At 42.8% G+C, this 23,438-nt stretch carries 20 protein-coding genes; 8 read left to right on the forward strand and 12 right to left on the reverse strand.

Annotated features, from left to right (window positions below; all coding sequences use genetic code 11):
* Positions 1 to 121 precede the first annotated feature (121 nt).
* The 3 genes from hslO to VB693_RS03075 all read right to left on the reverse strand — a co-directional run bounded on the left by hslO (position 122) and on the right by VB693_RS03075 (position 2,315).
* Positions 122 to 1,027 carry an Hsp33 family molecular chaperone HslO gene (gene hslO, locus VB693_RS03065; RefSeq protein WP_323265001.1) on the reverse strand — a complete coding sequence of 302 codons (906 nt, stop codon included), beginning with the start codon at positions 1,025 to 1,027 and terminating at the stop codon, positions 122 to 124.
* Between the two features lie 605 nt (positions 1,028 to 1,632).
* Complete coding sequence (locus tag VB693_RS03070) at positions 1,633 to 2,073, reverse strand: type II toxin-antitoxin system PemK/MazF family toxin (protein WP_323265002.1); 441 nt, start codon at positions 2,071 to 2,073, stop codon at positions 1,633 to 1,635.
* Positions 2,073 to 2,315 (reverse strand): AbrB/MazE/SpoVT family DNA-binding domain-containing protein, encoded by a 243-nt coding sequence (locus tag VB693_RS03075; RefSeq protein WP_323265003.1) that lies wholly within the window; start codon positions 2,313 to 2,315, stop codon positions 2,073 to 2,075. Before VB693_RS03075 ends, VB693_RS03070 begins: the two co-directional genes overlap by 1 nt.
* Positions 2,316 to 2,719: 404 nt before the next feature.
* Here VB693_RS03075 and VB693_RS03080 point away from each other — a divergent pair, with 404 nt between their 5' ends.
* Positions 2,720 to 3,112: a hypothetical protein gene (locus VB693_RS03080; protein ID WP_323265004.1), complete on the forward strand. Its 393-nt coding sequence runs from the start codon at positions 2,720 to 2,722 to the stop codon at positions 3,110 to 3,112.
* On the opposite strand, the gene VB693_RS03085 is transcribed toward VB693_RS03080, so the two are convergent.
* From VB693_RS03085 to hisD, 3 genes are all read right to left on the reverse strand, one after another.
* Positions 3,113 to 3,715 carry a Uma2 family endonuclease gene (locus tag VB693_RS03085; RefSeq protein ID WP_323265005.1) on the reverse strand — a complete coding sequence of 201 codons (603 nt, stop codon included), beginning with the start codon at positions 3,713 to 3,715 and terminating at the stop codon, positions 3,113 to 3,115.
* Between the two features lie 29 nt (positions 3,716 to 3,744).
* The gene (locus VB693_RS03090; protein WP_323265006.1) at positions 3,745 to 4,170 is read right to left on the reverse strand and encodes a universal stress protein; all 426 of its coding nucleotides are present in this window, start codon (positions 4,168 to 4,170) and stop codon (positions 3,745 to 3,747) included.
* A gap of 99 nt (positions 4,171 to 4,269) precedes the next feature.
* Complete coding sequence (gene hisD / locus VB693_RS03095; RefSeq protein ID WP_323265007.1) at positions 4,270 to 5,580, reverse strand: histidinol dehydrogenase; 1,311 nt, start codon at positions 5,578 to 5,580, stop codon at positions 4,270 to 4,272.
* A 306-nt stretch (positions 5,581 to 5,886) separates the two neighbouring features.
* Here hisD and rpsT point away from each other — a divergent pair, with 306 nt between their 5' ends.
* The 5 genes from rpsT (at position 5,887) to VB693_RS03120 (ending at position 17,219) form a co-directional block, all read left to right on the forward strand.
* On the forward strand, positions 5,887 to 6,180 hold the full coding sequence (gene rpsT, locus VB693_RS03100) for a 30S ribosomal protein S20 (RefSeq protein WP_190704449.1): 294 nt from the start codon (positions 5,887 to 5,889) through the stop codon (positions 6,178 to 6,180).
* A gap of 75 nt (positions 6,181 to 6,255) precedes the next feature.
* Positions 6,256 to 7,041, forward strand: coding sequence for a TatD family hydrolase (locus tag VB693_RS03105; protein ID WP_323265008.1), 786 nt, complete (start codon positions 6,256 to 6,258; stop codon positions 7,039 to 7,041).
* Between the two features lie 714 nt (positions 7,042 to 7,755).
* Positions 7,756 to 11,055: a DNA-directed RNA polymerase subunit beta gene (rpoB, locus tag VB693_RS03110; protein ID WP_190704444.1), complete on the forward strand. Its 3,300-nt coding sequence runs from the start codon at positions 7,756 to 7,758 to the stop codon at positions 11,053 to 11,055.
* Positions 11,056 to 11,190: 135 nt separating this feature from the next.
* Positions 11,191 to 13,068: a DNA-directed RNA polymerase subunit gamma gene (locus VB693_RS03115; protein WP_323265009.1), complete on the forward strand. Its 1,878-nt coding sequence runs from the start codon at positions 11,191 to 11,193 to the stop codon at positions 13,066 to 13,068.
* Between the two features lie 95 nt (positions 13,069 to 13,163).
* Entirely contained in the window at positions 13,164 to 17,219 is a 4,056-nt protein-coding gene (locus VB693_RS03120) for a DNA-directed RNA polymerase subunit beta'' (RefSeq protein ID WP_323265010.1), read from the forward strand.
* A 155-nt stretch (positions 17,220 to 17,374) separates the two neighbouring features.
* Here the strand turns inward: VB693_RS03120 and arsS are convergent, their stop codons facing one another.
* The 5 genes from arsS to VB693_RS03145 all read right to left on the reverse strand — a co-directional run bounded on the left by arsS (position 17,375) and on the right by VB693_RS03145 (position 21,412).
* On the reverse strand, positions 17,375 to 18,367 hold the full coding sequence (gene arsS / locus VB693_RS03125) for an arsenosugar biosynthesis radical SAM (seleno)protein ArsS (protein ID WP_323265011.1): 993 nt from the start codon (positions 18,365 to 18,367) through the stop codon (positions 17,375 to 17,377).
* A 36-nt stretch (positions 18,368 to 18,403) separates the two neighbouring features.
* A complete protein-coding gene (locus VB693_RS03130; RefSeq protein WP_323265012.1) occupies positions 18,404 to 19,363 on the reverse strand; it encodes an anion permease in 960 nt (319 codons plus the stop codon).
* Positions 19,364 to 19,378: 15 nt separating this feature from the next.
* Positions 19,379 to 20,347: an arsenosugar biosynthesis arsenite methyltransferase ArsM gene (gene arsM, locus VB693_RS03135; protein ID WP_323265013.1), complete on the reverse strand. Its 969-nt coding sequence runs from the start codon at positions 20,345 to 20,347 to the stop codon at positions 19,379 to 19,381.
* A 174-nt stretch (positions 20,348 to 20,521) separates the two neighbouring features.
* Positions 20,522 to 20,902, reverse strand: coding sequence for a response regulator transcription factor (locus tag VB693_RS03140; RefSeq protein WP_190704432.1), 381 nt, complete (start codon positions 20,900 to 20,902; stop codon positions 20,522 to 20,524).
* A gap of 222 nt (positions 20,903 to 21,124) precedes the next feature.
* A complete protein-coding gene (locus VB693_RS03145) occupies positions 21,125 to 21,412 on the reverse strand; it encodes a Mo-dependent nitrogenase C-terminal domain-containing protein (RefSeq protein WP_190704429.1) in 288 nt (95 codons plus the stop codon).
* 292 nt (positions 21,413 to 21,704) lie between these two features.
* Here VB693_RS03145 and VB693_RS03150 point away from each other — a divergent pair, with 292 nt between their 5' ends.
* Complete coding sequence (locus VB693_RS03150; RefSeq protein ID WP_323265014.1) at positions 21,705 to 22,316, forward strand: class I SAM-dependent methyltransferase; 612 nt, start codon at positions 21,705 to 21,707, stop codon at positions 22,314 to 22,316.
* 144 nt (positions 22,317 to 22,460) lie between these two features.
* On the opposite strand, the gene VB693_RS03155 is transcribed toward VB693_RS03150, so the two are convergent.
* Positions 22,461 to 22,928 (reverse strand): GNAT family N-acetyltransferase, encoded by a 468-nt coding sequence (locus VB693_RS03155; protein ID WP_323265015.1) that lies wholly within the window; start codon positions 22,926 to 22,928, stop codon positions 22,461 to 22,463.
* 197 nt (positions 22,929 to 23,125) lie between these two features.
* Here VB693_RS03155 and VB693_RS03160 point away from each other — a divergent pair, with 197 nt between their 5' ends.
* Complete coding sequence (locus VB693_RS03160) at positions 23,126 to 23,326, forward strand: hypothetical protein (protein WP_190704420.1); 201 nt, start codon at positions 23,126 to 23,128, stop codon at positions 23,324 to 23,326.
* Positions 23,327 to 23,438 lie beyond the last annotated feature (112 nt).

Below are 23,438 nucleotides of genomic sequence, written 5' to 3' on the forward strand. Positions count from 1 at the left end.
TTTTAGAATGATAATTCGATTTTCGCCAGAGTAACTTTCTCATATTTAAAAAGCTACTTGTTACATAATCAATCCCCACAGATAGCATTAATAATTCTGAGATTCAGCGTCCTTGTATACCTTATCCTGAAACCGAAGATTCAGTTTGCAAATCCACAATCAGTTGAGCTAGATGATCACTACTAGCTTGATAAACGCTGCCACAAAAGTCACAAGTTGCTTCAGCCCCATCATCTTTAACAATCATATCTTGCAACTCGGCTTCTCCCAACATTTTTAATGCTCCTAACACTCGGTCAAACGAGCATCCACAGTGGAAGCGCAAAATTTGGCTTTCCGGGAAGATATTTAAACCCATGTCACCTAATAGATCGTTAAAGATTTCTGGCAAAGTCTTACCAGCTTGCAATAACGGCGTGAACCCTGATAAAGCTGCTACCCGCGATTCCAATTTTGCCACTAATTCTTCATCTCTGGAAGCTTTAGGCAACACCTGCACTAATAATCCGCCAGATGCTGTCACCCCACCAGCACCAACAAACACACCTAAAACCAATGCTGAAGGTGTTTGCTCAGAATTTACGAGGTAGTGAGCCACATCATCACCAATTTCCCCCGAAACTAGTTCTACTGTACTAGAGTAAGGGTAGCCGTAACCGATATCTCTGACCACATAGAGATACCCATCACCAACTGCACCCCCAACATCTAGTTTGCCCTTAGTATTGGGAGGCAATTCCACAGATGGATTACCCACATAGCCCCGCACTGTCCCATCTAAGCCAGCATCGACTAATATACCGCCCAACGGCCCATCACCCTTGACCCGGACGTTAACCCTAGAGCCAGAACGCTTCATACTAGAAGCCATCAACAAACCTGCTGCCATCGTCCGCCCCAGAGCCGCCGTTGCTACGTAAGAAAGCTTGTGGCGTTGCCGTGCATCTTCTGTTAAGCGCGTGGTGATCACACCCACTGCACGAATTCCACCGTCGGCTGCTGTGGCGCGAATTAATTGATCCGCCATGAAAACCTTACCAATAATAGTGTCTCAACAAACGCCCTTGCTCTTTAGCGTCGGGTTTCAAGTAATATTTAGTATAACAAAACTTAACTTATACACCACTTACGCAAGTATATCTAGTAGAAACAGAGACTTTTCATAATTTTCTGTTGATAGTTTGAAGTCAACCATCCTAAGTAAGGAAAAAGTAGGAAAATCTCGTTTCTTTATTCATTTACAAGTTTGATGTACAGGGGTTTCGGCTGGTGGGACTGAGTATCTCTATTGTGCGGTCAAGCCGAGCAAGCAGGGGGGTAGGTTTGCGTAGGAGAAAACAAATGTTTAAAATAATACTTATCAACTTGTGTATAGTTTCGGTAATGTTAAATTGGTTTTGTCTGTGAGCGATCGCGGTATATTGCTTTGAATAAATGAGAGTCACCCTTACGCATTACAAGTAAAACTCTGAATTACCACTCTTTGAGTCGAGTGTAATAGCAACGAGTTTGGGCTACAACCTTGAAATTACCAACTAAAACCGTGATGTCGTCTTCCGCATATATCACGACATCAAGGCAAAATGCAATGAGGGTCAGGCATTCAACTCATAATTAACACAATTGTTTTTTCTATAAAATTAATGTTTCGAGTTTTGCTTGTACTTCTTCTATTAAATCTTCTGTTAAACTTTCAACAAATTTTACTTTTCTAGCTTTCCAATCTAGTGTTTTAATTTGATCTGCTAACACAACCCCTTTTGTTTTCATTCCTTCAATAAGGGGAACTTCAAACTTAAGCCCCTTCGGGTTAGTAGTTATAGGACAAGCTAAAACTAAAGAAGCCATTTGATTGTACTTAATTGGAGATATAACAAGAACAGGGCGATAGCCAGTTTGCTCACGCCCTTGTTGTTGTAGCTCGTTATTTAGTGTTATGGCAATATCATCAAATGACATTCCAGAATTACGAAGGGTAAATACACGCTGAATTGATTCAGCCGTGAACTGTTTTGCAGAGCCAAACTCTAATTTAACAATGTCTCCTCTATTGGGAAAGTAAGGCGGCTTCACTACCAAGCTTCATTCCCCACAGCGTCACCTGTTTCAAATTCTGGATAAAAATTATCAGGGGTCATCCCTTCAAGTAATTCATCAAGCGTATATTTTTTTCGTCTCTTTGGTGTAATTACTATGCTATTGCCTTCAACACTAAAATTGATATCTGTTCCTTCAGTTACGTGTGCTTGTTCAGCTATCGATCTAGGAATCCTAACAGCTAAACTGTTTCCCCATTTAGCTACAACTGCTGTCATAATCTTCTCCCAAAGCTGTATTAGCGATTTATACGCCCAATTTTGTGTTTCCGCAGCAAAACCTTTTCAATAATCGTTTGTCTGACGTATATACTTTGAAGATACATAAAAAAACAAGGGGTGTCAACACCCTTTAGAAAAAGTGACTTTTTACTTCTATCTCTCTATCCAAGCCAATACTGAGCAAGGAAGTTAACCAGTAATGGCAACTAAAATCCTTATAAGGAAAGCTTAAGAGCAAAGTAATAAGATTTTTTCTTAACTAGATTTCTTACTTGCGCCTAGCTCTATGTTAGAAGTATCCATAATCGATTACGAATAAACGCCCAACTCATTCTATCTCCCTTATTCTTTACCCATGATTTAGAATTACTATAGAAACTGCTGTCATCGAGCTTCTACAAATGCTAGGTACTTTTCAACACACCCAACTGCGAATAGAAATAGAAGCATCAGCCAATGCCATACATGATAGTCTATTACGCACCGAGCAACTGGGAAAATGGCTGATAGGGCAACGATTTGCGCCAGGAATACCAGATGAACTGACCGCAGGATTGGAGTTTACTACCTGGACTGGAGCGATCGCTATTCATCATCGGGTAGATGTCGCCAAATCCAATTGTCTACGTTTGTTACTCAGTGGCGGTATTGATGGATTTCATGAATGGTATTGGGGAGACGGTTGGGTACAATCTCGCGTCGAGGGAATATCATTACTACCCTTAAATTTGGGGCAAACTGTCAGTTTATTGAGTTTGCGCCAGTTTCTCACCGAGTCTCACAGCAAGGTTTAATTACTGCTCATCACCCGCAGAGAATACTTGCTCAACTGTTAATTGTAAGTCTGGAAAAGTAGAAGATTGAATGCGTTCTGCATCAACAAATTCCGCAGGTTCGTACAAATCCTCAATTAGAGTAAAAACAGTAACTTTGTTAATTAAAGGATCAACAATCCAATATTCGGGAATGTTAAGAACGTTATACTCAACTCTTTTGGCTCGATAATCTACAGTTTTGGTTGACTCACTGACAACTTCTACCACCAATAAAGGAGGTGGTTCATTGAGTTCAATCACTGCTCCTCGGTTTCTCAATTCTCGCCACTGAGATACTGGAAGCACAACCACATCTGGAATTCTGGATGTATCCCATTTACCAGCACGGGGAGAACGGACACCAACCACCATTTGCTTAGAAGTCCAGTTTAATTTTAAGCGGAGAATTTCATCACGAAAAAAATCATTGAGAAATTCTGCGATCGCTCCATGTAGTCCACTTCCTAAACTCATAGGAACTAGTTCCCCATTGACCAGCTCGTAGCGAGTATCAGTCCCATCATCATAAGCTAGGTACTCTGCAACGGTAAATTTCTTAGTGACTGCCGGAGTTGTGGTCATGACATCATCTCATGTGCCTTTACCTAATTTTAATTTGGCTTCACTACCAACACTGAACAAGCCGCTTCTTCCACTACTTGACTACTCACAGAACCCAAGACAATCCTTGTCATACCTGTTAAACCACGACTGCCAATAATAATTAAATCTGCTTTGTAGATATTAGCAAGACGAATAATTTCTTCGGCTGGATTACCAGCTACTATTTCAATTTGACTTTTAACTGATAACTGTTCTTGAAAAGATTGTAATTGCTGTTCAATTTGGAAAGCGGAAAATCTCAAAGACTGGGGTTGAGGACGATCAGCTGGTAAGTCTATTTCTGACTCTGCTGTGGAAAAAACATGACACAATATCACCCTAGTCTCTGGTGATAAAACCAAATCATCTAAAGCTTGAATTACTTGTGTTGCAGTTTCCGAACCATCGAGAGCCACCAAAATAGTTTTTAGCACAACTGTTATCTCCTCAGATGTAGACCCCTGATACAAGTACCTAGACTTTCAGTTTGTAGCTACTGAGTAGGTTTTAGTCAAACTAAAGGAAAAAATTAATCATTCTTGAGGTTCATCTTGTTGCAGGCGACGGCGGACTGAATCAGCATGAGAGGGTAAACCTTCAGCTGTTGCTAATGTGTCAATGACACCAGCAACTTTTTGTAGAGCAGTCTGGGAATATTGAATAATATTCGAGTGCTTGAGGAATGTTTCCACGCCTAAAGATGAGGCATAACGAGCAGCACCGGAAGTAGGTAAGGTATGGTTTGGCCCTGCTAAGTAATCGCCTACTGCCTCTGGGGTAGAGTAACCTAAAAATATCGCTCCTGCATGACGAATCAGGGGGAGTAATGCCCAGGGGTCTTTAATTTCTAACTCTAAGTGTTCCGGTGCAAATTCATTAGAAAGTTCGGCAGCAGCTTCTAAAGATTCCACGAGGACAATTAAACCATAATGAGCGATCGCTTTTTCGGTATCTATCCGCCGGGGGTGATCCACCAACTGTCTTTCTACTGCTAATTGCACATTTTTAGCTAAAGCCGGATCTGTGGTTAACAAAATCGCCGCCGCCATCGGATCATGTTCAGCTTGCGCTAATAAATCCGTTGCTACATGAACGGGGTTGGCTGTTTCATCAGCAATAATCAAGACTTCACTTGGCCCTGCTAAACAATCAATACCGACTGTGCCATAGACTAGTTTTTTCGCTAGGGTGACATAGATATTACCAGGGCCTGTAATTACATCTACCTTGGGGATTGTTTCTGTCCCATAAGCTAAAGCCGCGATCGCTTGCGCTCCTCCCACCCGATAAATTTCTTTCACCCCTGCTTCTTGCGCCGCCACCAACACCGCCGGGTTAATTACTTTTTCCGTACCTGGTGGTGTCACCATGACTATACGCGGTACACCTGCCACCTTAGCCGGAATCACATTCATCAGCACTGAACTGGGATAGGCCGCACGACCACCAGGAACGTATAAGCCTGCCTTATCTACGGGGGTGTAACGTTTGCCTAAAACTACGTCATCATCCCCAAAATGTACCCAGCTTTTCGGGACTCGCTGTCGATGGAATGCGTCAATTTGGCGACAAGCCAGCCTAATTGCTGTCAACAATTCTGGTGATACTTGTTGGTACGCAGCATCCAATTCCGAACCTTTCACCAGCAGTTCTTCTGGTTTGAGAATTTGATTGTCAAATTCGGCAGTATAATGTAACACAGCTTTATCGCCTTGGCGTTTTACTGCTTGCAAAACTTCCCGCACAGTCGCTTCCTTGTGAAGCACTTGGTCATCATGGGTGCGATCGCAAAGTCGTTGCAATTCTGCTTTTACATCTGCCTGCTGAGTAATGATTCGCAGCATGGAGTAAGGACAATGCCAAAGTTTTAGAATATTCCCACCTGAGAATTAGGTTTACCCTTTCCCAAAAAAGGTAGAGAGCTGACGCGAATTCTCTTCTCTAGCTTAACCTGGATTTTTTTGATACTCTCAAGGTGTCTGAAATTCAATGGGGAATCAAGAAACAGGAGTAACATCAATGCCCGATGCCCAATACCCCATTCCCAATAACTAATTTTTTTTCAGAAACCCTAACATTGGCAATATAGATGCTATATTAGTAAGTCTAGTAGTGTGTGTACATAATTAATAGTCTTTTTGGAATTGACTGTGGCGAATACAAAGTCTGCTCTTAAGCGCGCCCAAATCGCAGAACGCAATCGGCTGCGTAATAAAAACTACAAATCATCAGCCAAAACGCTGATGAAAAAGTACCTAAATGCGGTAGACATCTATGCCGCTAACCCCACCCCAGAATTAAAACAAGAGGTGGAAACACGCCTGTCGGAAGCTTATAGCAAAATCGACAAAGCAGTGAAAACGGGAGTTCTCCATCCCAACAATGGGGCGAGGAAAAAATCGAGATTGGCTAAAAAACTCAAGCCAATTACGCAACCAGCATAAATAGGTTATTAGTCATTAGTTATTAGTCACTAGCTAATGACCAATGACTAAAAATTAATGACTAATAACTAAAAAATGCAGCTGATTGATACCCACGTTCATCTCAACTTCGATAATTTCCAGCCAGATTTGGCAGCAGTGCGATCGCGATGGCAAGAAGCAGGAGTAGTACATCTAGTACATTCTTGCGTCGAGCCAGCAGAATTTTCCAGTATTCAAGCCATAGCACACAAGTTTCCTGAAGTGAGTTTTGCTGTAGGACTGCATCCCTTAGATGCCGAAAAATGGCAAAGTGAGACAGCAAAGGAAATATTATCTTTAGCCAGGTCTGACTCAAAGATAGTAGCAATTGGCGAGATGGGGCTGGATTTCTACAAAGCTGATAACTATGAGCAACAGCAAATAGTATTTGAGGCACAACTAGCGATCGCCTCTGAACTGAATTTACCTGTAATAATTCATTGTCGGGATGCCGCCGTTGCAGTCAGGAAAATATTGCAAAAATGGCAAGAGGGCGCAAATCATCGGCTACGGGGTGTGATGCACTGTTGGGGTGGTACACCAGAAGAAACTCAATGGTTTCTAGATTTAGGCTTTTATATTAGTTTTAGCGGTACTGTCACATTCAAAAACGCTAAAGCCATACAAGCCTCAGCAGCGATGGTGAAAAGCGATCGCCTGCTGGTAGAAACCGACTGTCCTTTTTTAGCCCCAGTACCAAAGCGAGGTGAAAAACGTAACGAGCCGGCTTATGTCCGCTACGTAGCAGAGCAAGTAGCTCAAATACGGCAAGAAACATTAGAGGCCATTTCTGCTCAAACCACCCAAAATGCCTGTGAATTATTTAATCTCGCAATATAAAGTTTGTTTATTCATCTTGTAGGGTGCAGTTAAAAAATAAAACGCTAGGAGGACAAAAATGTGCTACTATGAATCCCTCCAAAACATTTTGTGTGCGCCATAATGATAAATAAAGGAACGGAAAACTCGTAAGCTTGATTTTGTAAAGTTATCAACTTGACCATCCTCACATCTCTACAAGCGGATGCTCTGAATGCGTGATAAAACCTGGCAACCAACATTGAGATAGACTGGCCTTTTATTCAACCTATAGAAAATTGTTAAAAGAAATTGTCTTGTGATTATAATCCAGCAAAATCCCGACATTTTGATCCAGAAAATACAAAGTGTAGCTCGATTCCTCAATTTGAGACTATTACCGTGAGTATAAATGGTGTAGTGCAGACCAAGTAAGAGCTGCGTAAATTGGTAAGCGCGCTTTGAGGAGAGGAAATGAGGCAAAAAAACAAACTCAGGCATATCTTAAGACTACGGCTATTGAAGAATCATTCAAATAGCTGTATCTTCGTAGCGGTGAAGAGTGTTCAGGGGCTATAACCCCCCTTGCCAAAATCTCCCTCTCCAGTTTCAATTGCGGCGTTCACCTACACCTGTAAATAGTCAGGTGATATTGAAGGATAAGTTTCCTAACGGCTAAGGACAATAGCTGGTGACACCATAAAGTGACAAAGCTTTGTCCTCTAAAAATTTGACCAGGTTGACAAAGGTAGAGGCATGATTACCGAAAATTATATTGAACCCGCCTTTTTGTTGCCCGACTTGATTGAAATCCAGCGTTCAAGCTTTCGCTGGTTTTTAGAAGAAGGGCTGATTGAAGAACTTAACTCCTTTAGTCCGATTACAGACTATACGGGCAAACTAGAACTGCACTTTTTAGGACAGAACTACAAGCTCAAGGAGCCAAAGTACAGCGTAGAAGAATCCAAACGGCGGGATAGTACCTATGCCGTCCAAATGTATGTCCCCACACGCCTGTTGAATAAAGAAACTGGGGATATTAAAGAACAAGAAGTATTTATCGGGGATCTGCCTTTGATGACCGATCGCGGCACGTTTATTATTAACGGAGCAGAGCGGGTTATTGTTAATCAAATTGTGCGATCGCCTGGAGTTTACTATAAATCAGAAATCGATAAAAACGGGCGACGTACCTATTCAGCTTCACTCATTCCTAACCGGGGAGCGTGGCTAAAATTTGAAACAGACCGGAATGATTTGGTCTGGGTACGCATTGATAAAACTCGGAAACTCTCAGCCCAGGTACTTTTGAAAGCCCTAGGGTTATCGGATAACGAAATTTTTGATGCCCTCCGCCACCCCGAATATTTCCAAAAAACCATCGAAAAAGAAGGGCAGTTTTCGGAAGAAGAAGCCCTGATGGAGTTATATCGCAAACTCCGTCCTGGTGAACCACCAACCGTATTAGGTGGACAACAACTGCTAGACTCTCGATTCTTCGACCCCAAACGGTATGACTTAGGTCGCGTAGGTAGATATAAACTCAACAAAAAATTGCGGTTGTCAGTTCCTGACACCTTACGCGTTCTCACCCCTCAAGACATCTTGGCCGCTGTCGATTACCTGATCAACCTAGAATATGATATTGGTAGTATTGACGACATTGACCACTTAGGCAACCGCCGGGTAAGAAGTGTCGGTGAATTGCTGCAAAACCAAGTACGGGTAGGTTTAAACCGCCTAGAAAGGATCATTCGGGAACGGATGACTGTATCCGATGCAGAATCTCTGACCCCAGCATCTCTAGTCAACCCCAAACCATTAGTAGCAGCCATTAAAGAATTCTTTGGCTCTAGCCAATTAAGTCAGTTCATGGATCAAACCAATCCCTTAGCAGAACTGACCCACAAACGCCGTCTGTCAGCCCTAGGCCCTGGTGGTTTAACCAGAGAACGGGCAGGTTTTGCCGTGCGAGATATTCACCCCTCCCACTACGGACGTATCTGTCCCATTGAGACACCAGAAGGCCCTAACGCTGGGTTGATTGGTTCTTTGGCTACCCATGCACGGGTTAACCAGTACGGCTTCCTAGAAACCCCCTTTAGACCGGTGGAAAATGCACGAGTAAAATTTGACGTGCAGCCAGTTTACATGACCGCCGACGAAGAAGACGACCTGCGGGTAGCCCCTGGAGATATTCCTGTTGATGAAAATGGCTACATTATAGGGCCGCAAGTGCCAGTGCGTTATCGCCAAGAATTCTCCACTACAACACCAGAACAAGTAGACTACGTGGCAGTATCTCCGGTACAAATTGTATCGGTAGCTACCAGCATGATTCCCTTCTTGGAACATGACGACGCTAACCGCGCCCTCATGGGTTCTAATATGCAACGCCAAGCAGTACCCCTACTGAAACCAGAGCGTCCCTTAGTCGGTACAGGCTTAGAAGCTCAAGGTGCGAGAGACTCAGGGATGGTGATCATCTCCCGGACTGACGGTGATGTCACCTATGCAGACGCGACAGAAATTCGCATCCGTCCCAAACCTAACGCCCCAGAAATCAAGTACACCCTTTCCAAGTACCAGCGTTCTAACCAAGATACCTGTCTCAACCAAAAACCCTTGGTGCGGATTGGTGAACGGGTAGTAGCTGGTCAAGTATTAGCTGACGGCTCTTCTACCGAAGGTGGAGAATTGGCACTGGGACAAAATATCGTCGTTGCTTATATGCCTTGGGAAGGCTACAACTACGAAGACGCGATTTTGATTTCCGAGCGATTGATCCAAGATGATATCTACACCTCAATTCACATCGAAAAATATGAAATTGAGGCACGGCAAACTAAGCTAGGCCCAGAAGAAATCACCAGAGAAATTCCCAACGTCGGGGAAGATGCCCTACGTCAGTTAGATGAACAGGGAATCATTCGCATTGGGGCTTGGGTAGAAGCCGGCGATATCCTTGTAGGTAAAGTTACACCGAAAGGTGAATCAGACCAACCGCCAGAAGAAAAACTATTAAGGGCGATTTTCGGCGAAAAAGCGCGGGATGTAAGGGACAACTCCCTCCGTGTACCCAACGGTGAAAAAGGTCGGGTAGTTGATGTACGCTTATTTACCCGTGAACAAGGGGATGAGTTACCACCAGGAGCTAACATGGTAGTCCGGGTGTATGTAGCTCAGAAGCGGAAAATCCAAGTCGGTGACAAGATGGCAGGTCGCCACGGGAATAAAGGGATTATTTCCCGCATCTTGCCGATGGAAGATATGCCTTATTTGCCTGATGGTTCAACCGTTGATATCGTCCTCAACCCCCTTGGTGTACCCAGCCGGATGAATGTCGGACAAGTATTTGAATGTCTTTTGGGTTGGGCTGGTCATACTTTGGGAGTGCGCTTTAAGATTACTCCCTTCGATGAAATGTATGGCGAAGAATCCTCTCGGAAAATTGTGCATGGCAAATTGCAAGAAGCACGGGATGAAACCGGGAGAGATTGGGTGTATAACCCAGATGATCCAGGCAAAATTATGGTCTACGACGGTCGGACAGGTGAAGCCTTTGACCGCCCAGTGACTATAGGCGTGGCTTATATGCTGAAACTAGTACACCTAGTAGATGATAAGATTCACGCCCGTTCTACAGGCCCCTACTCACTAGTGACCCAGCAACCCTTGGGTGGTAAAGCTCAACAAGGTGGTCAGCGATTTGGGGAAATGGAAGTATGGGCATTGGAAGCCTTCGGTGCAGCGTATACCTTGCAAGAGTTGTTGACAGTAAAATCTGACGATATGCAGGGGCGCAACGAAGCTTTAAATGCGATCGTTAAAGGTAAAGCGATTCCCAGACCTGGAACACCAGAGTCCTTTAAGGTGTTGATGCGAGAGCTGCAATCCTTGGGGTTAGACATTGCTGTACATAAAGTAGAGACCCAAGCTGATGGTAGTTCCTTGGATGTAGAAGTCGATTTGATGGCAGACCAAGCCAACAGAAGAACACCACCTAGACCAACTTACGAATCGCTTTCCCGCGAGTCTTTGGAAGACGACGAGTAGTGAGTGCTGTTAGCGGTAGCGGGGCGTTTAGCCCGTGCTGAGTGCTGAGTATTAAAAACTCAGCATCCAGAACTTAGATATCTCTGAACTCACACCTTTTAATTGAATAATCTACTCAAAACTCAGCACTTAAGTATGAGACCTGCCCAAACTAATCAGTTTGACTACGTAAAAATCGGCTTGGCATCACCAGAACGGATTCGCCAATGGGGTGAGAGGACATTACCCAATGGACAGGTAGTTGGTGAAGTCACCAAACCAGAGACGATTAATTACCGCACCCTCAAGCCAGAAATGGATGGCTTATTTTGTGAGCGCATCTTTGGCCCTGCGAAAGATTGGGAATGTCACTGTGGTAAGTATAAGAGAGTCCGCCATAGGGGTATTGTCTGTGAGCGTTGTGGTGTAGAAGTTACCGAATCACGGGTGCGCCGCCATCGCATGGGATACATTAAACTTGCTGCCCCAGTAGCGCACGTTTGGTATCTCAAAGGGATTCCCAGTTATATTTCCATCCTACTAGATATGCCCTTGCGGGATGTGGAACAAATTGTCTATTTCAACTCTTATGTTGTCTTGAGTCCTGGCAACGCTGAAACTTTAACCTATAAACAGCTACTGAGTGAAGACCAGTGGTTAGAAATTGAAGACCAAATTTATAGTGAAGATTCTCTGTTGCAGGGTGTAGAAGTAGGCATTGGTGCGGAAGCATTATTGCGCTTGTTGGCTGACATTAATTTAGAGCAGGAAGCCGAAAACCTCCGGGAAGAAATTGGCAATGCTAAAGGACAAAAGCGGGCCAAACTGATTAAACGCCTGCGGGTGATTGACAACTTCATTGCTACCGGTTCAAAGCCAGAGTGGATGGTGATGACAGTCATTCCCGTAATTCCTCCAGATTTGCGCCCAATGGTGCAGCTGGATGGCGGACGATTTGCTACCAGCGATTTGAATGATTTATATCGCCGCGTTATTAACCGGAATAACCGTTTAGCACGACTGCAAGAAATTCTCGCACCAGAAATTATTGTGCGGAACGAAAAGCGGATGTTGCAAGAAGCAGTGGACGCGTTGATTGACAACGGTCGTCGAGGACGCACCGTGGTCGGAGCAAATAACCGACCCCTGAAATCCTTGTCTGACATTATTGAGGGTAAGCAAGGACGTTTCCGGCAAAACTTGTTGGGTAAACGGGTTGACTACTCTGGCCGTTCTGTAATTGTAGTTGGGCCAAAGCTGAAGATTCACCAGTGCGGTTTGCCCAGAGAAATGGCCATTGAGCTATTTCAACCATTTGTTATTAATCGCCTGATTCGCAGTGGCATGGTAAATAATATCAAAGCTGCGAAAAAGTTGATATCTCGCAATGACCCCAGTGTTTGGGATGTCTTGGAAGAAGTAATTGAAGGACACCCCGTCATGCTCAACCGTGCGCCGACACTGCACCGCTTGGGTATTCAGGCCTTTGAGCCGATTTTGGTGGAAGGTAGAGCGATTCAACTACATCCTTTAGTCTGTCCAGCGTTTAACGCTGACTTTGACGGAGACCAAATGGCGGTACACGTACCTCTGTCCTTAGAAAGTCAGGCTGAGGCGAGGCTGTTGATGCTGGCTTCTAACAACATTTTGTCACCAGCTACGGGTAGACCAATTATCACACCTAGCCAAGATATGGTATTGGGGGCATATTACCTAACTGCGGAAAATCCCAATGCTACTAAGGGCGCAGGTAAATACTTTGCTTCACTGGATGACGTAATTATGGCCTTCCAGCAAGAGCAAATTGACCTGCACGCTTATATCTATGTGCGGTTTGATGGTGAACTAGAATCCGACGAACCAGATACAGAACCCCTAAAAATTACAAATAACGAAGATGGTAGCCGGACTGTAATGTACAAGTTCCGCCGCATTAGAGAAGATGCCCAGGGAAATGTAATCTCTCAGTATATACGCACAACTCCTGGTCGTGTTATTTACAATAAAGCGATTCAAGAAGCACTTGCCAGTTAATTCGTAATTTCTAATTCGTAATTCGTAATTAATTCTGCAATTACGAATTACGAATTACGAATTATTAATTATTTATGACTAAGGACTAATGACTAATGACTAACGAAAAAATGATTTTTCGCAATCGCGTCGTTGACAAAGGTCAACTGAGAAATTTGATCTCTTGGGCGTTTACCCATCATGGGACGGCGCGGACTGCGGTGATGGCGGATAAACTAAAAGATTTAGGATTTCGCTACGCTACTAGAGCCGGGGTTTCCATCAGTGTTGATGATTTGATGATTCCGCCCAGTAAAAAGAGTCTGTTGGAGGCGGCCGAGGAAGAAATCCTTGCTACCGAAGCCCGTTACCAACGGGGAGAAATCACAGAAGTAGAACGCTTCCAAAAGGTAATTGACACCTGGAATGGTACTAGTGAAGCCCTGAAAGATGAAGTAGTTGTCCACTTTAAAAAAACTAATCCCCTCAACTCCGTGTATATGATGGCCTTCTCTGGGGCGCGGGGGAATATCTCTCAGGTAAGGCAATTGGTAGGGATGCGGGGACTGATGGCAGATCCTCAAGGGGAAATTATTGACTTACCTATCAAAACGAACTTCCGTGAAGGTCTAACGGTAACGGAATATATTATTTCGTCTTACGGTGCGAGAAAAGGCTTGGTTGATACTGCTTTACGTACCGCCGACTCTGGTTATCTTACCCGCCGTCTAGTTGACGTATCCCAGGATGTGATCATTCGGGAAATTGATTGCGGTACTACTAGAGGGATTCCCGTCCGGGCGATGACCGAAGGGAGCAAAACCCTGATCAAGCTATCTACACGCTTGCTAGGACGGGTAATAGGAGAAGATGTAATACATCCCACTACAAAAGCTGTAATTGCACCACGCAATACCCCGATTTCTGACGACTTAGCGAAAGAAATTGAAAAAGCTGGGGTGACACAAGTTGTAGTGCGATCGCCTCTAACTTGTGAAGCAGCCCGTTCCGTCTGTCAACACTGCTACGGTTGGAGTTTGGCTCACGCTAAGATGGTGGACTTGGGTGAAGCGGTGGGGATTATCGCGGCTCAAAGTATCGGTGAACCTGGAACACAGTTAACCATGCGGACATTCCACACCGGCGGTGTGTTCACGGGGGAAGTAGCGCAACAAGTGCGTTCTAAGGTTGATGGCACTGTCAAGCTACCAAAAAAATTGCGGACAAGAGCCTATCGTACCCGCCACGGGGAAGATGCCTTGTACGTGGAAAGTAACGGCATTCTGATTTTAGAACCACGTAAGGAAGGTTCTGAAACCCCAGTACCCCAAGAAGTTAATCTTACCCAAGGTTCTACACTATATCTATTTGATGGGCAGTCAATAAAAACTGGTCAGTTACTGGCAGAAGTTGCCCTAGGCGCACGTACTACCCGTACCAATACAGAAAAAGCCGTCAAAGATGTGGCTTCTGATTTGGCTGGGGAAGTGAAGTTTGCGGAAGTGGTTCCTGAACAAAAAACAGACCGTCAAGGCAACACCACCATCACAGCCGCCAGAGGTGGTTTGATTTGGATTTTGTCTGGGGAAGTTTATAACTTACCACCAGGGGCAGAATTGGCCGTCAAAAACGGCGACGCAGTAGAAACTAACGGCGTTTTGGCAGCAACTAAATTAACAACTATACACGGTGGTGTCGTCCGTTTACCAGAAGCTACTCCAGGTAAGAGTACGAGGGAAATAGAGATTATCACGGCATCTGTAGTTTTAGACCAAGCTACAGTCACCGTTCAAAGTTCCCAGGGGCGCAACAATTACTTAGTCACCACTGCCAATAACCAAGTATTTAACTTGCGAGCAACACCAGGCACAAAAGTTCAAAATGGTCAGGTGGTAGCTGAGTTGATTGATGACCACTACCGTACCACCACAGGCGGCTTCTTGAAATTTGCAGGTGTAGAAGTCCAGAAGAAAGGTAAAGCCAAGCTGGGCTATGAAGTGGTACAGGGCGGCACAATGTTGTGGATTCCCGAAGAAACCCACGAAGTCAACAAAGACATCTCCTTGCTGTTGGTAGAAGATGGTCAGTATGTCGAAGCTGGCACTGAGGTCGTGAAAGACATCTTCTGTCAAAACAATGGTGTAGTTGAAGTTACCCAGAAAAATGACATTTTACGGGAAGTGGTGGTGAAGCCAGGGGAACTACTGATGGTAGATGACCCAGAGGCAGTGATTGGGCGTGATGACACATTTCTTCCGGCTGGTGAAGAATTGTTGGGACGAATTTTCACAGAATTACGTTACATTCAATATGTGGAGTCACCAGAAGGCCCGGCATTGTTAAGCCGTCCAGTTGTGGAGTTTGCCGTACCTAATAATCCTGATGTGCCATCCACTACCTCTGTCAGCCAACAAACAGGACGTTCAATTCAGTTGCGGGCAGTACAGCGTTTGCCTTACAAAGATTCTGAACGTGTTAAGTCTGTGGAAGGAGTGGAACTGCTACGTACCCAATTAGTTTTGGAAATTGAGCAGGATGGCGAACAAGAACATAATGCTTCTCCCCTGGCAGCAGATATTGAGTTAGTCACGGATGCTGAAAACGCAGAAATTCAACGCTTGCAGTTGGTAATTTTGGAATCCTTGGTCATTCGTCGTGATATTGCGGCTGATGCCACCCAGGGCAGTACCCAAACTACTTTACAAGTCCAAGATGGCGATACGATCGCACCTGGATCTGTGGTAGCAAGTACCCAAATCCTATCTAAAGAAGGTGGGATTGTACGGGGTGTGCAGAAAGGTTCTGAAGCTGTGCGTCGTTGTTTGGTACTGCGTCACAGTGACATGATCACAGTGAATACCAGTGTCCAACCCAAGGTTAAAGCGGGTAGCTTAATCGTCGCGGGGACAGAAATTGCCCCTGGATTTTTAGTTGAAGAATCTGGACAAGTTGTCTCAGTGAAAAATGCCGCCGCCACTTCCGCCAGTAAAGACTCAGCCCTTAGCACCCAAAACTATGCGGTGACTATCCGCGTGGGTCGTCCTTATCGAGTCAGTCCTGGTGCAGTGTTGCAGATAGAAGACGGCGACTTGGTACAACGGGGCGATAACTTAGTGCTGTTGGTATTTGAGCGGGCGAAAACTGGGGACATCATTCAAGGTTTGCCTCGGATTGAAGAACTGCTAGAAGCCCGGAAACCCAAAGAAGCCTGTATCTTGGCAAAACGCAGTGGTGAAGTGAAGGTGGTTTACGGCGATGGTGATGAAGCGATCGCGGTTAAAGTCGTAGAAGCCAATGGTGTCGTTACTGATTACCCCCTAGGCCCTGGACAAAATTTAGCCATGCCAGATGGTTCTCCTGTAAATGTTGGACAACCTTTGTGTGATGGGCCTTCTAACCCCCACGAAATTCTAGAGGTATTCTTCAGCCTCGGTTCAGAAGACGGAATTTATGCTTGCGCCAGCCACGCCTTACAAAAGGTACAGACATTCTTAGTGAACGAAGTGCAGATGGTTTACCAATCCCAAGGGATTGATATTGCCGATAAACACATCGAAGTCATTGTGCGCCAAATGACCAACAAAGTCAGAATTGATGATGGTGGTGACACTACTATGCTTCCTGGTGAGTTGGTGGAATTACGCCAAGTTGAGCAGGTAAATGAAGCTATGGCTATTACTGGCGGTGCTAGGGCGGAATACACCCCAGTATTATTAGGGATAACTAAAGCATCCTTGAATACCGATAGCTTTATTTCTGCGGCATCCTTCCAAGAAACCACACGGGTTCTCACGGAAGCAGCGATTGAAGGGAAATCTGATTGGTTGCGTGGCTTGAAAGAAAACGTAATTATTGGTCGATTGATTCCGGCGGGAACTGGTTACAATACCTATGATGAACCCGGTATGATTGACGATTATGCTACTTTAGATACCACCAGTGTTTTAGATGAAACTGATGATCCACTGGATATGGTACTAGATGACCGTACAGCTCGCGCCTACAATTTAGACACTCCTGGTCTAGATACTGGATTTACCAATCGTCGGGCAATTCTGGATGATGATGATTTAATCGCAGATGAAATTCATGATCTCATAGAAGACGACCAAAGCGACGACTATGAAGAAGAAGAAGATGATGATGATGATGACGAATATGACGATGATTAACTTAGAGAATTAAACAAATAAATTCCAAAGGCAAAAGAATTGCATCTTTTGCCTTTTTCTTTTTTTGTAGGTGCTACCTAGTGCTACACATTGTGCATCGATAAATAAAGCTGTATTAAACAAAAACAAGATATCCCAGTTGACTTTTTTTTATCTTACAGCAAAGAACCACCACAGCTAGAACCACACCCAGCAGTGCAACCATAGCAATAATCAGCAGTTTGAATTTCATCAATTAAGTTTAAACTGCCAAATTCTAGTAATTTAGCTACAGTGATAGCTTCACCGTTAGCCGTTTTTGCAGGTAAATTCATCATTTGATTAAAGTCGCAATCATAAATATTACCTAAATAATCTACTGAAAGCTGATCACGACACATTAAATGTTCTACTGTACTTCCATTAAAATGAGACTCTAAAAATTGTAAATAGCTACTATGAAGTTTTTTTCGCTCTAAATAAAGTTTAGTTCTACCAACTGGTAGGTTGGTAATTGTAAACAGGTGATTAAATACCAGATTAAAACGTTCTTGCAAAAATATTTTATAATCTCGTTCTAGTTTTCCTTGTTCAGGTGTTAAGGAAAATTTTTCACTCTTGGGGAGTTGAGGATTGTAAACCAAGTCTAAAATTAAATTCGGGTCTGTACCATAGCCCAGTTGATTCAGCCATTGTAAGGCTTTAATTGAAGCATCAAATACACCATTACCCCGCATTTTATCCACATTATCTGCTAAGTAGCAGGGTAAAGAAGCGACAATTCCCACCTGATGTTGGGCAAAGTATTCTGGTAAATCACCAAAGCCATTTTCAAAATAAATAGTCAAGTTAGAACGAACAATTACTTGTTTATTGTTTTTTCTAGCAGATGCAACTAATGATTTAAAGCCATAATTCATTTCTGGTGCGCCACCAGTCAAATCAACAATCTCAATTTCTGGAAATCTCTCTATTAATTCAATTAATTGGTGGCAAATTTCTGGAGACAATTCTTCCGTGCGTTTGGGACTAGCTTCTACATGACAGTGGGTACAGGCCAGATTACAGCGTTTACCTAAATTAATTTGTAAAATATGAATCTTTTTTTTAGTAAAAGATTCATTTAATTTTGTTTTAAATGGCGTGATGATTGTATCTATATTTAGCATTGATGACTACTCCCGATAAATAAAAAATATTTTGTTTCAATTTTGCAATAATCTATAAATGATTCCACCAAGAATGGTGGCAATAGGTAATGTTAAAATCCAGGCAATAAAAACCTTAAAGAAAACAACCTTGTTAGTTTTTTCAGTCATTAATCCTACGCCAAAAATAGAACTAACAGTAACATGAGTTGTAGAGATAGGTAGACCAAAGTAGCTAGCTGCAATAACTAAACTACTTGTAATGATATTGGCAGATAAACCCTGAGTATGATTCATGGGGGTAATTTTTATGCTTATGGTTTCAGCAACTTTTTGAGAGCTAATTAAACCACCTAATGCCATAGCCATTGCAATAGTTATCATTGACCCTTGCCTGGAAAAATATGCAATCACCATCACCAGAGAAACAAGTTTAGGCGTATCATTAAATCCTTTAGTAAAACAGATTATTCCAGCACTGATATAGTGAGCAATCTTAATAAAATTTTGATTTATGGGTAAAGAAACTTTTGGCTTGATATATTCAACTATGCTGTAAACGCCTGCGCCTAAAACAATAGCAAGAATGGGACTTAAAAATAAGGGTAAAACAAAGTAACTTAAGAGGACTGCAAAATTAGCTTTAAGTCCAATCGCTACTAATGCACCGCCCAGAATAGCACCTATTAAACTATGGGAAGTCGAAATAGGTAAACCCAATATTGTAGCAATTAGTACCGTTAATCCAGTAGCGATCGCCACTGCTATATGAAAGTTAGGAGCATTAGCGATCGCATCTTTAACAATACCCTGACCTGAAAACGTTTTGACTAACTCATTAGCAAATATAGTGGACGTTAAAGCCCCTGCAAAAGTTGTGACAGTTGCCCACAAAATTGCTGTTTGGTAGCTAGTTATACGACTACCAAACAGCGTAGCTACACCTTTAAAATTGTCATTAGCTCCTTTAACATAAGCCAGAAATAGCGTAGCAATAAATATACTTACTAACCACATTTTAAAGATGATAAATTAACAACAACCACCACCGCTATAATGCCAGGTTGAATCAGTAATCATTATTTCTGATGGCTTTAAAGCTCCTAGTTTAGCAGCAGTTTTATCACAAACTGCTGCCGGAATGCCACGTTGCAATAAATGACCAGCTGAATCATCAAAAAATGGGTCAGAACCAGCATAAATAGCGGTTTTACCCGTAAAAATACAAGCACCATCTTCTGGAATTTCTACTTTGAAAGCAACCAAATCTAGACTTTCTAACAGTAGATGCTTTTCTAAGTTATAAGTTTCTGCGTCTAGCAAACGATAAGGACGACGAGCGCGAATTTCAATTTGACCAAAGCCAGCGTCAATAATGCGTTGAGTATATTCTTCGTAGGTGAGTGCGCCTGATAAACACATAGCCCTTAGCCGTTCATCTTCTTGTAAATGGTTAGGGATAGAAGTGGTAGCAATGGGATCACTCATTTGCAAGCGTCCACCTGGTTTTAACACCCGATAGGCTGCTCGTAGTGCATGAGTTAAATCTTCAGGTTCAAAAATATTAAACAGGCAATTCTGGGCGACAATATCAACGACAGCATCAGCCACAGGTAAATTAAAAGCATCTCCTTCCCGAATTTCCACAAAACTGGTGTCAAACCAAGGGTTCTCTTCAGCCGCCAGTTCTAAATTACGTATCGCCGCTTCTCGCATAGCCGCAACAGGTTCAACCGCAATTACAGCCCCAGGACGGCGAGAAAAATAAGCAAACTGCAATGCTTCTAAGCCACCACCAACACCGATATATAACACCGTAGGCTGATGGGAAAGTTCCGTAGGGTGAACTGTAGTTCCACAACCATAGTTCATTTCCTGCATAGGTAAAGGGATTTTTAGCCCTGGAAGTTGCAGAGGTGTACTTTGAACACAACAAAGTCCTACTTGTGGAGTTTGAGCGACTTCACTGTAAAATTGGGCTGCTGTTTCTAGATAAGTCATGGCAGTTCTGGTTGTGCGTGTTGTTATGTGGAGTCAACTTTGTGCATCCTAATATAACTAATGACTAGTTATATTAGTTTTTGCTGAAAACTCTAAAATTAGGGTTGTAGGGGAGATAACTTCACTAACTACTCACAACCGGCTAAACGCCGCTCTACCGCCAACACAACTAACTCAGCACTCATAACTCTGGGGCTTTATGCGTAGATAAGCGTTAACTTTAGTTAATAGTTCTTCTATATTGAAGGGTTTGATTACATAATCATTAACAATGATGTCTAAGACTGAGATGCGATCGCTCACTTCATGTTTAGCGATTAGTAAAATTATCGGCACTTGATTATCCATACTTTGCAAGCGATGATAAAATTCTAATCCTGAGTCTCCAGGCAGTGTCTCATCTAAAATGATTAAATCTAGCTGTAACGCCCGTGCTGCCATGATTGCAGTTAATCCATCGTAGGCGACGCTTACTTGATAACCTTCATAGTTCAGTTCTAACTCCATAAATCGAGCTAGCTTGACTTCATCTTCAACCAGCAAGATGTGCGTCATGATCGGGCAAAAGTAAAAAGGTAAAGGTAAAAAATTAATAGATAACCTATAATGTGAGCTGTTGTCTGCACATAGTCTTTTGACTCCTACTGTGCTGTGCTAGCCAATAATATGGGCATCTAAATAGTTCTCCGTTAGCTTAGTATACTTTTGCGTAACTAACAAGGGTAAATCTGTAATTACCGATTATAAATTGCTGCACTCTTGAGCAATTGTCATCATTTAGCAATAAGCTGTTATGTCTTCACCACATTCATCAGCAAGATAACAAAGTGCCTTGAAACGTAAAGCTACTACTTGTTCGTAGAAAGGATTTAATTTACACATTGGCGGAATGTGGAATAGTTTACGCCCAAACAGCTTTACATCTCGTTCAAATGGACATTGAGCAGGAATAAGTCTACATAAAAGATGAGCTAGTTTATGGTTATGAATTTCGATTCCTTCTAACCATCTGCGAATAGGATTAAGTAGGTCGTTGTGGGAGTGAAGTTGAGTAAAGCTTGTCATAATCCATTACCTTCATTATTATTACTTTGTGTATTTAACCTTCTATACATAAATACAGTTAGGCTATGTCTTTTTATGCAGTTCTCAATAGAGACAGATATTATCTTTGGGAACACTGTTAACTACAGATGCAGGTGTTGCGATTACAGAAGATTGCCTAAGCACCGTCACATATATGTTTTGCTAAACGTTAGTGTAGATAAGTCTGGCTCTTGTTGTGATTTAATTTTTGGGAGGCGCAGCTCAAAACTCATCGCTGGAAGCATTTAGCTGAAAGCAGCTGCGAAAACTAATGACTAACGACTTTCTCAAGAACAAAAAGTTTATTTTTGATCGATGGGCTTATAGTTATGACTGGCTCTTACCTTCTGTGTTTTACCAGGCTGTCCACAAACGACTGCTAGAATATGTCGATTTACCAGAGTGCGCAAATATACTTGATTTAGGTTGTGGTACTGGCCGCCTGCTGGAACGGCTAGCTAATGAGTTTCCCTACTTGCAAGGTACTGGTTTAGATTTATCGTCTAAGATGTTGCAAGTTGCACGACTGAGCAACCGCCACCATCCCCGGTTAATTTTTATTGAAGGTAAAGCTGAAGCTCTACCTTTTGGTGATGGTCAATTTGATGCTGTATTCAACAGTATTAGTTTCTTGCACTATCAAGAACCAAAACTGGTTTTGCAGGAATTAGCACGGGTGCTGTCTCCTGGTGGACGCTTTTATTTGGTTGATATCACTACGAAGAAAGAGAAAGAACCACAAACATTGTCAATTTCCCATCAGGGAATTAAATTCTACAGTCCCCAGCAACGGGAAATTCTTGGTGCTGCTGCTGGTTTGTCGTGTTTGCATCATTACTATTTATTAGGGCCTGTATTGCTGACAGTCTTTGCTAAACCGTGAATAGTTTTGAGTGCTGTTAGCGGTAGCGCGGCGTTTAGCCCGTGCTGTTAGCGGTAGCGCGGCGTTTAGCCGGTTTTGAGTTTTCAGTGCTGTTAGCGGAGCGGTGCGTGGGCAATGTATTGAGTGTTGAATTATACTTTTTACTCAGCACTGATCTTGATAGTGCATAAACACTACAGGAACTTTGATGAGTTTTTTGGCTAATTGGGATAAATTAAACTTACGCTGGAGTGCCTTTGGTAAGTTTTCAAAGTTGATTTGCACAAAACCAAAGCGACTGTAAAATTTTGCGAGCCTTTCACCTAGACATTCAAGATATAACGGTTGCGTGGCTTGAGTGATGAGATGTCGTGTGAGCAGAGTTGCTAAACCGTGACCTCTCCAAGCTGGTGTAACGACTAAACTACCGAGTTCTTGGGCTTGTGCAAAGTTACGTAGTTGTCCGCAGGCTATGATATCTCCTTGAGATTCAATTACCCAAAACTGCTGCCAACGTAATTGGGTGGGGTCAAGTATAGCTGAAAAAACTAACCATCTTAGCGATCGCATATCCCTAGATGTCGCTCTACGCATTGTACATCCAGGTGGTAATGATAAGTTACTCTGCTTCATAATTAATTGAATATAGATAGTGGAACTCGTTTTTATTGATAAAAATGTTATTTGGGGCGTTTTTGCAAGTATACATAAATAAGATTAAACAATACTTCTGATAGAGTCATAAATTAGCCATAACTAGATTTTAGATAGATACATTTACCATACGTATTTTTTAAAATGAAGTCTGAACTAAATGAAGGAGTATAGTTATGTCTGAAGAGCGGAAACAAAAATCTAAAAATCAAGAAACCACTCCCACCTCTTCTGGTGGCTACCAAACACCACTACAAGAAGATATCCGCAAAACTGGTGATGCTTCTCAATCTGATGCTAGAGAATCTGCTACACCTGAAGCTCCAGGAGAAGATGACGTAGCTGGTAGCCCCAATCAAGGTACTGAATCACGATAATTTTGCAGAAGTCTAAAGCCTAAAAACCTTTAATTGGCTTTTTTGGTGGTTAAGATAACTCAAGAGAAAATGAGTAGATATGTTTAGTTTACCTCTACATTTCTACTCATTA

The sequence above is a fragment of the Anabaena sp. UHCC 0399 genome, from assembly GCF_034931465.1.
Classification (GTDB): domain Bacteria; phylum Cyanobacteriota; class Cyanobacteriia; order Cyanobacteriales; family Nostocaceae; genus Trichormus; species Trichormus minutissimus.

Excerpts from the sequence above, each read along its gene's own strand:
- hslO (WP_323265001.1), bottom strand. The coding sequence starts at position 1,027 with ATGGCGGATCAATTAATTCGCGCCACAGCAGCCGACGGTGGAATTCGT.
- VB693_RS03075 (WP_323265003.1), bottom strand. The coding sequence starts at position 2,315 with ATGACAGCAGTTGTAGCTAAATGGGGAAACAGTTTAGCTGTTAGGATT.
- VB693_RS03080 (WP_323265004.1), top strand. The coding sequence starts at position 2,720 with ATGCTAGGTACTTTTCAACACACCCAACTGCGAATAGAAATAGAAGCA.
- VB693_RS03085 (WP_323265005.1), bottom strand. The coding sequence starts at position 3,715 with ATGACCACAACTCCGGCAGTCACTAAGAAATTTACCGTTGCAGAGTAC.
- hisD (WP_323265007.1), bottom strand. The coding sequence starts at position 5,580 with ATGCTGCGAATCATTACTCAGCAGGCAGATGTAAAAGCAGAATTGCAA.
- VB693_RS03105 (WP_323265008.1), top strand. The coding sequence starts at position 6,256 with ATGCAGCTGATTGATACCCACGTTCATCTCAACTTCGATAATTTCCAG.
- rpoB (WP_190704444.1), top strand. The coding sequence starts at position 7,756 with ATGATTACCGAAAATTATATTGAACCCGCCTTTTTGTTGCCCGACTTG.
- VB693_RS03115 (WP_323265009.1), top strand. The coding sequence starts at position 11,191 with ATGAGACCTGCCCAAACTAATCAGTTTGACTACGTAAAAATCGGCTTG.
- VB693_RS03120 (WP_323265010.1), top strand. The coding sequence starts at position 13,164 with ATGACTAACGAAAAAATGATTTTTCGCAATCGCGTCGTTGACAAAGGT.
- arsS (WP_323265011.1), bottom strand. The coding sequence starts at position 18,367 with ATGCTAAATATAGATACAATCATCACGCCATTTAAAACAAAATTAAAT.
- VB693_RS03130 (WP_323265012.1), bottom strand. The coding sequence starts at position 19,363 with ATGTGGTTAGTAAGTATATTTATTGCTACGCTATTTCTGGCTTATGTT.
- arsM (WP_323265013.1), bottom strand. The coding sequence starts at position 20,347 with ATGACTTATCTAGAAACAGCAGCCCAATTTTACAGTGAAGTCGCTCAA.
- VB693_RS03140 (WP_190704432.1), bottom strand. The coding sequence starts at position 20,902 with ATGACGCACATCTTGCTGGTTGAAGATGAAGTCAAGCTAGCTCGATTT.
- VB693_RS03145 (WP_190704429.1), bottom strand. The coding sequence starts at position 21,412 with ATGACAAGCTTTACTCAACTTCACTCCCACAACGACCTACTTAATCCT.
- VB693_RS03150 (WP_323265014.1), top strand. The coding sequence starts at position 21,705 with ATGACTAACGACTTTCTCAAGAACAAAAAGTTTATTTTTGATCGATGG.
- VB693_RS03155 (WP_323265015.1), bottom strand. The coding sequence starts at position 22,928 with ATGAAGCAGAGTAACTTATCATTACCACCTGGATGTACAATGCGTAGA.
- VB693_RS03160 (WP_190704420.1), top strand. The coding sequence starts at position 23,126 with ATGTCTGAAGAGCGGAAACAAAAATCTAAAAATCAAGAAACCACTCCC.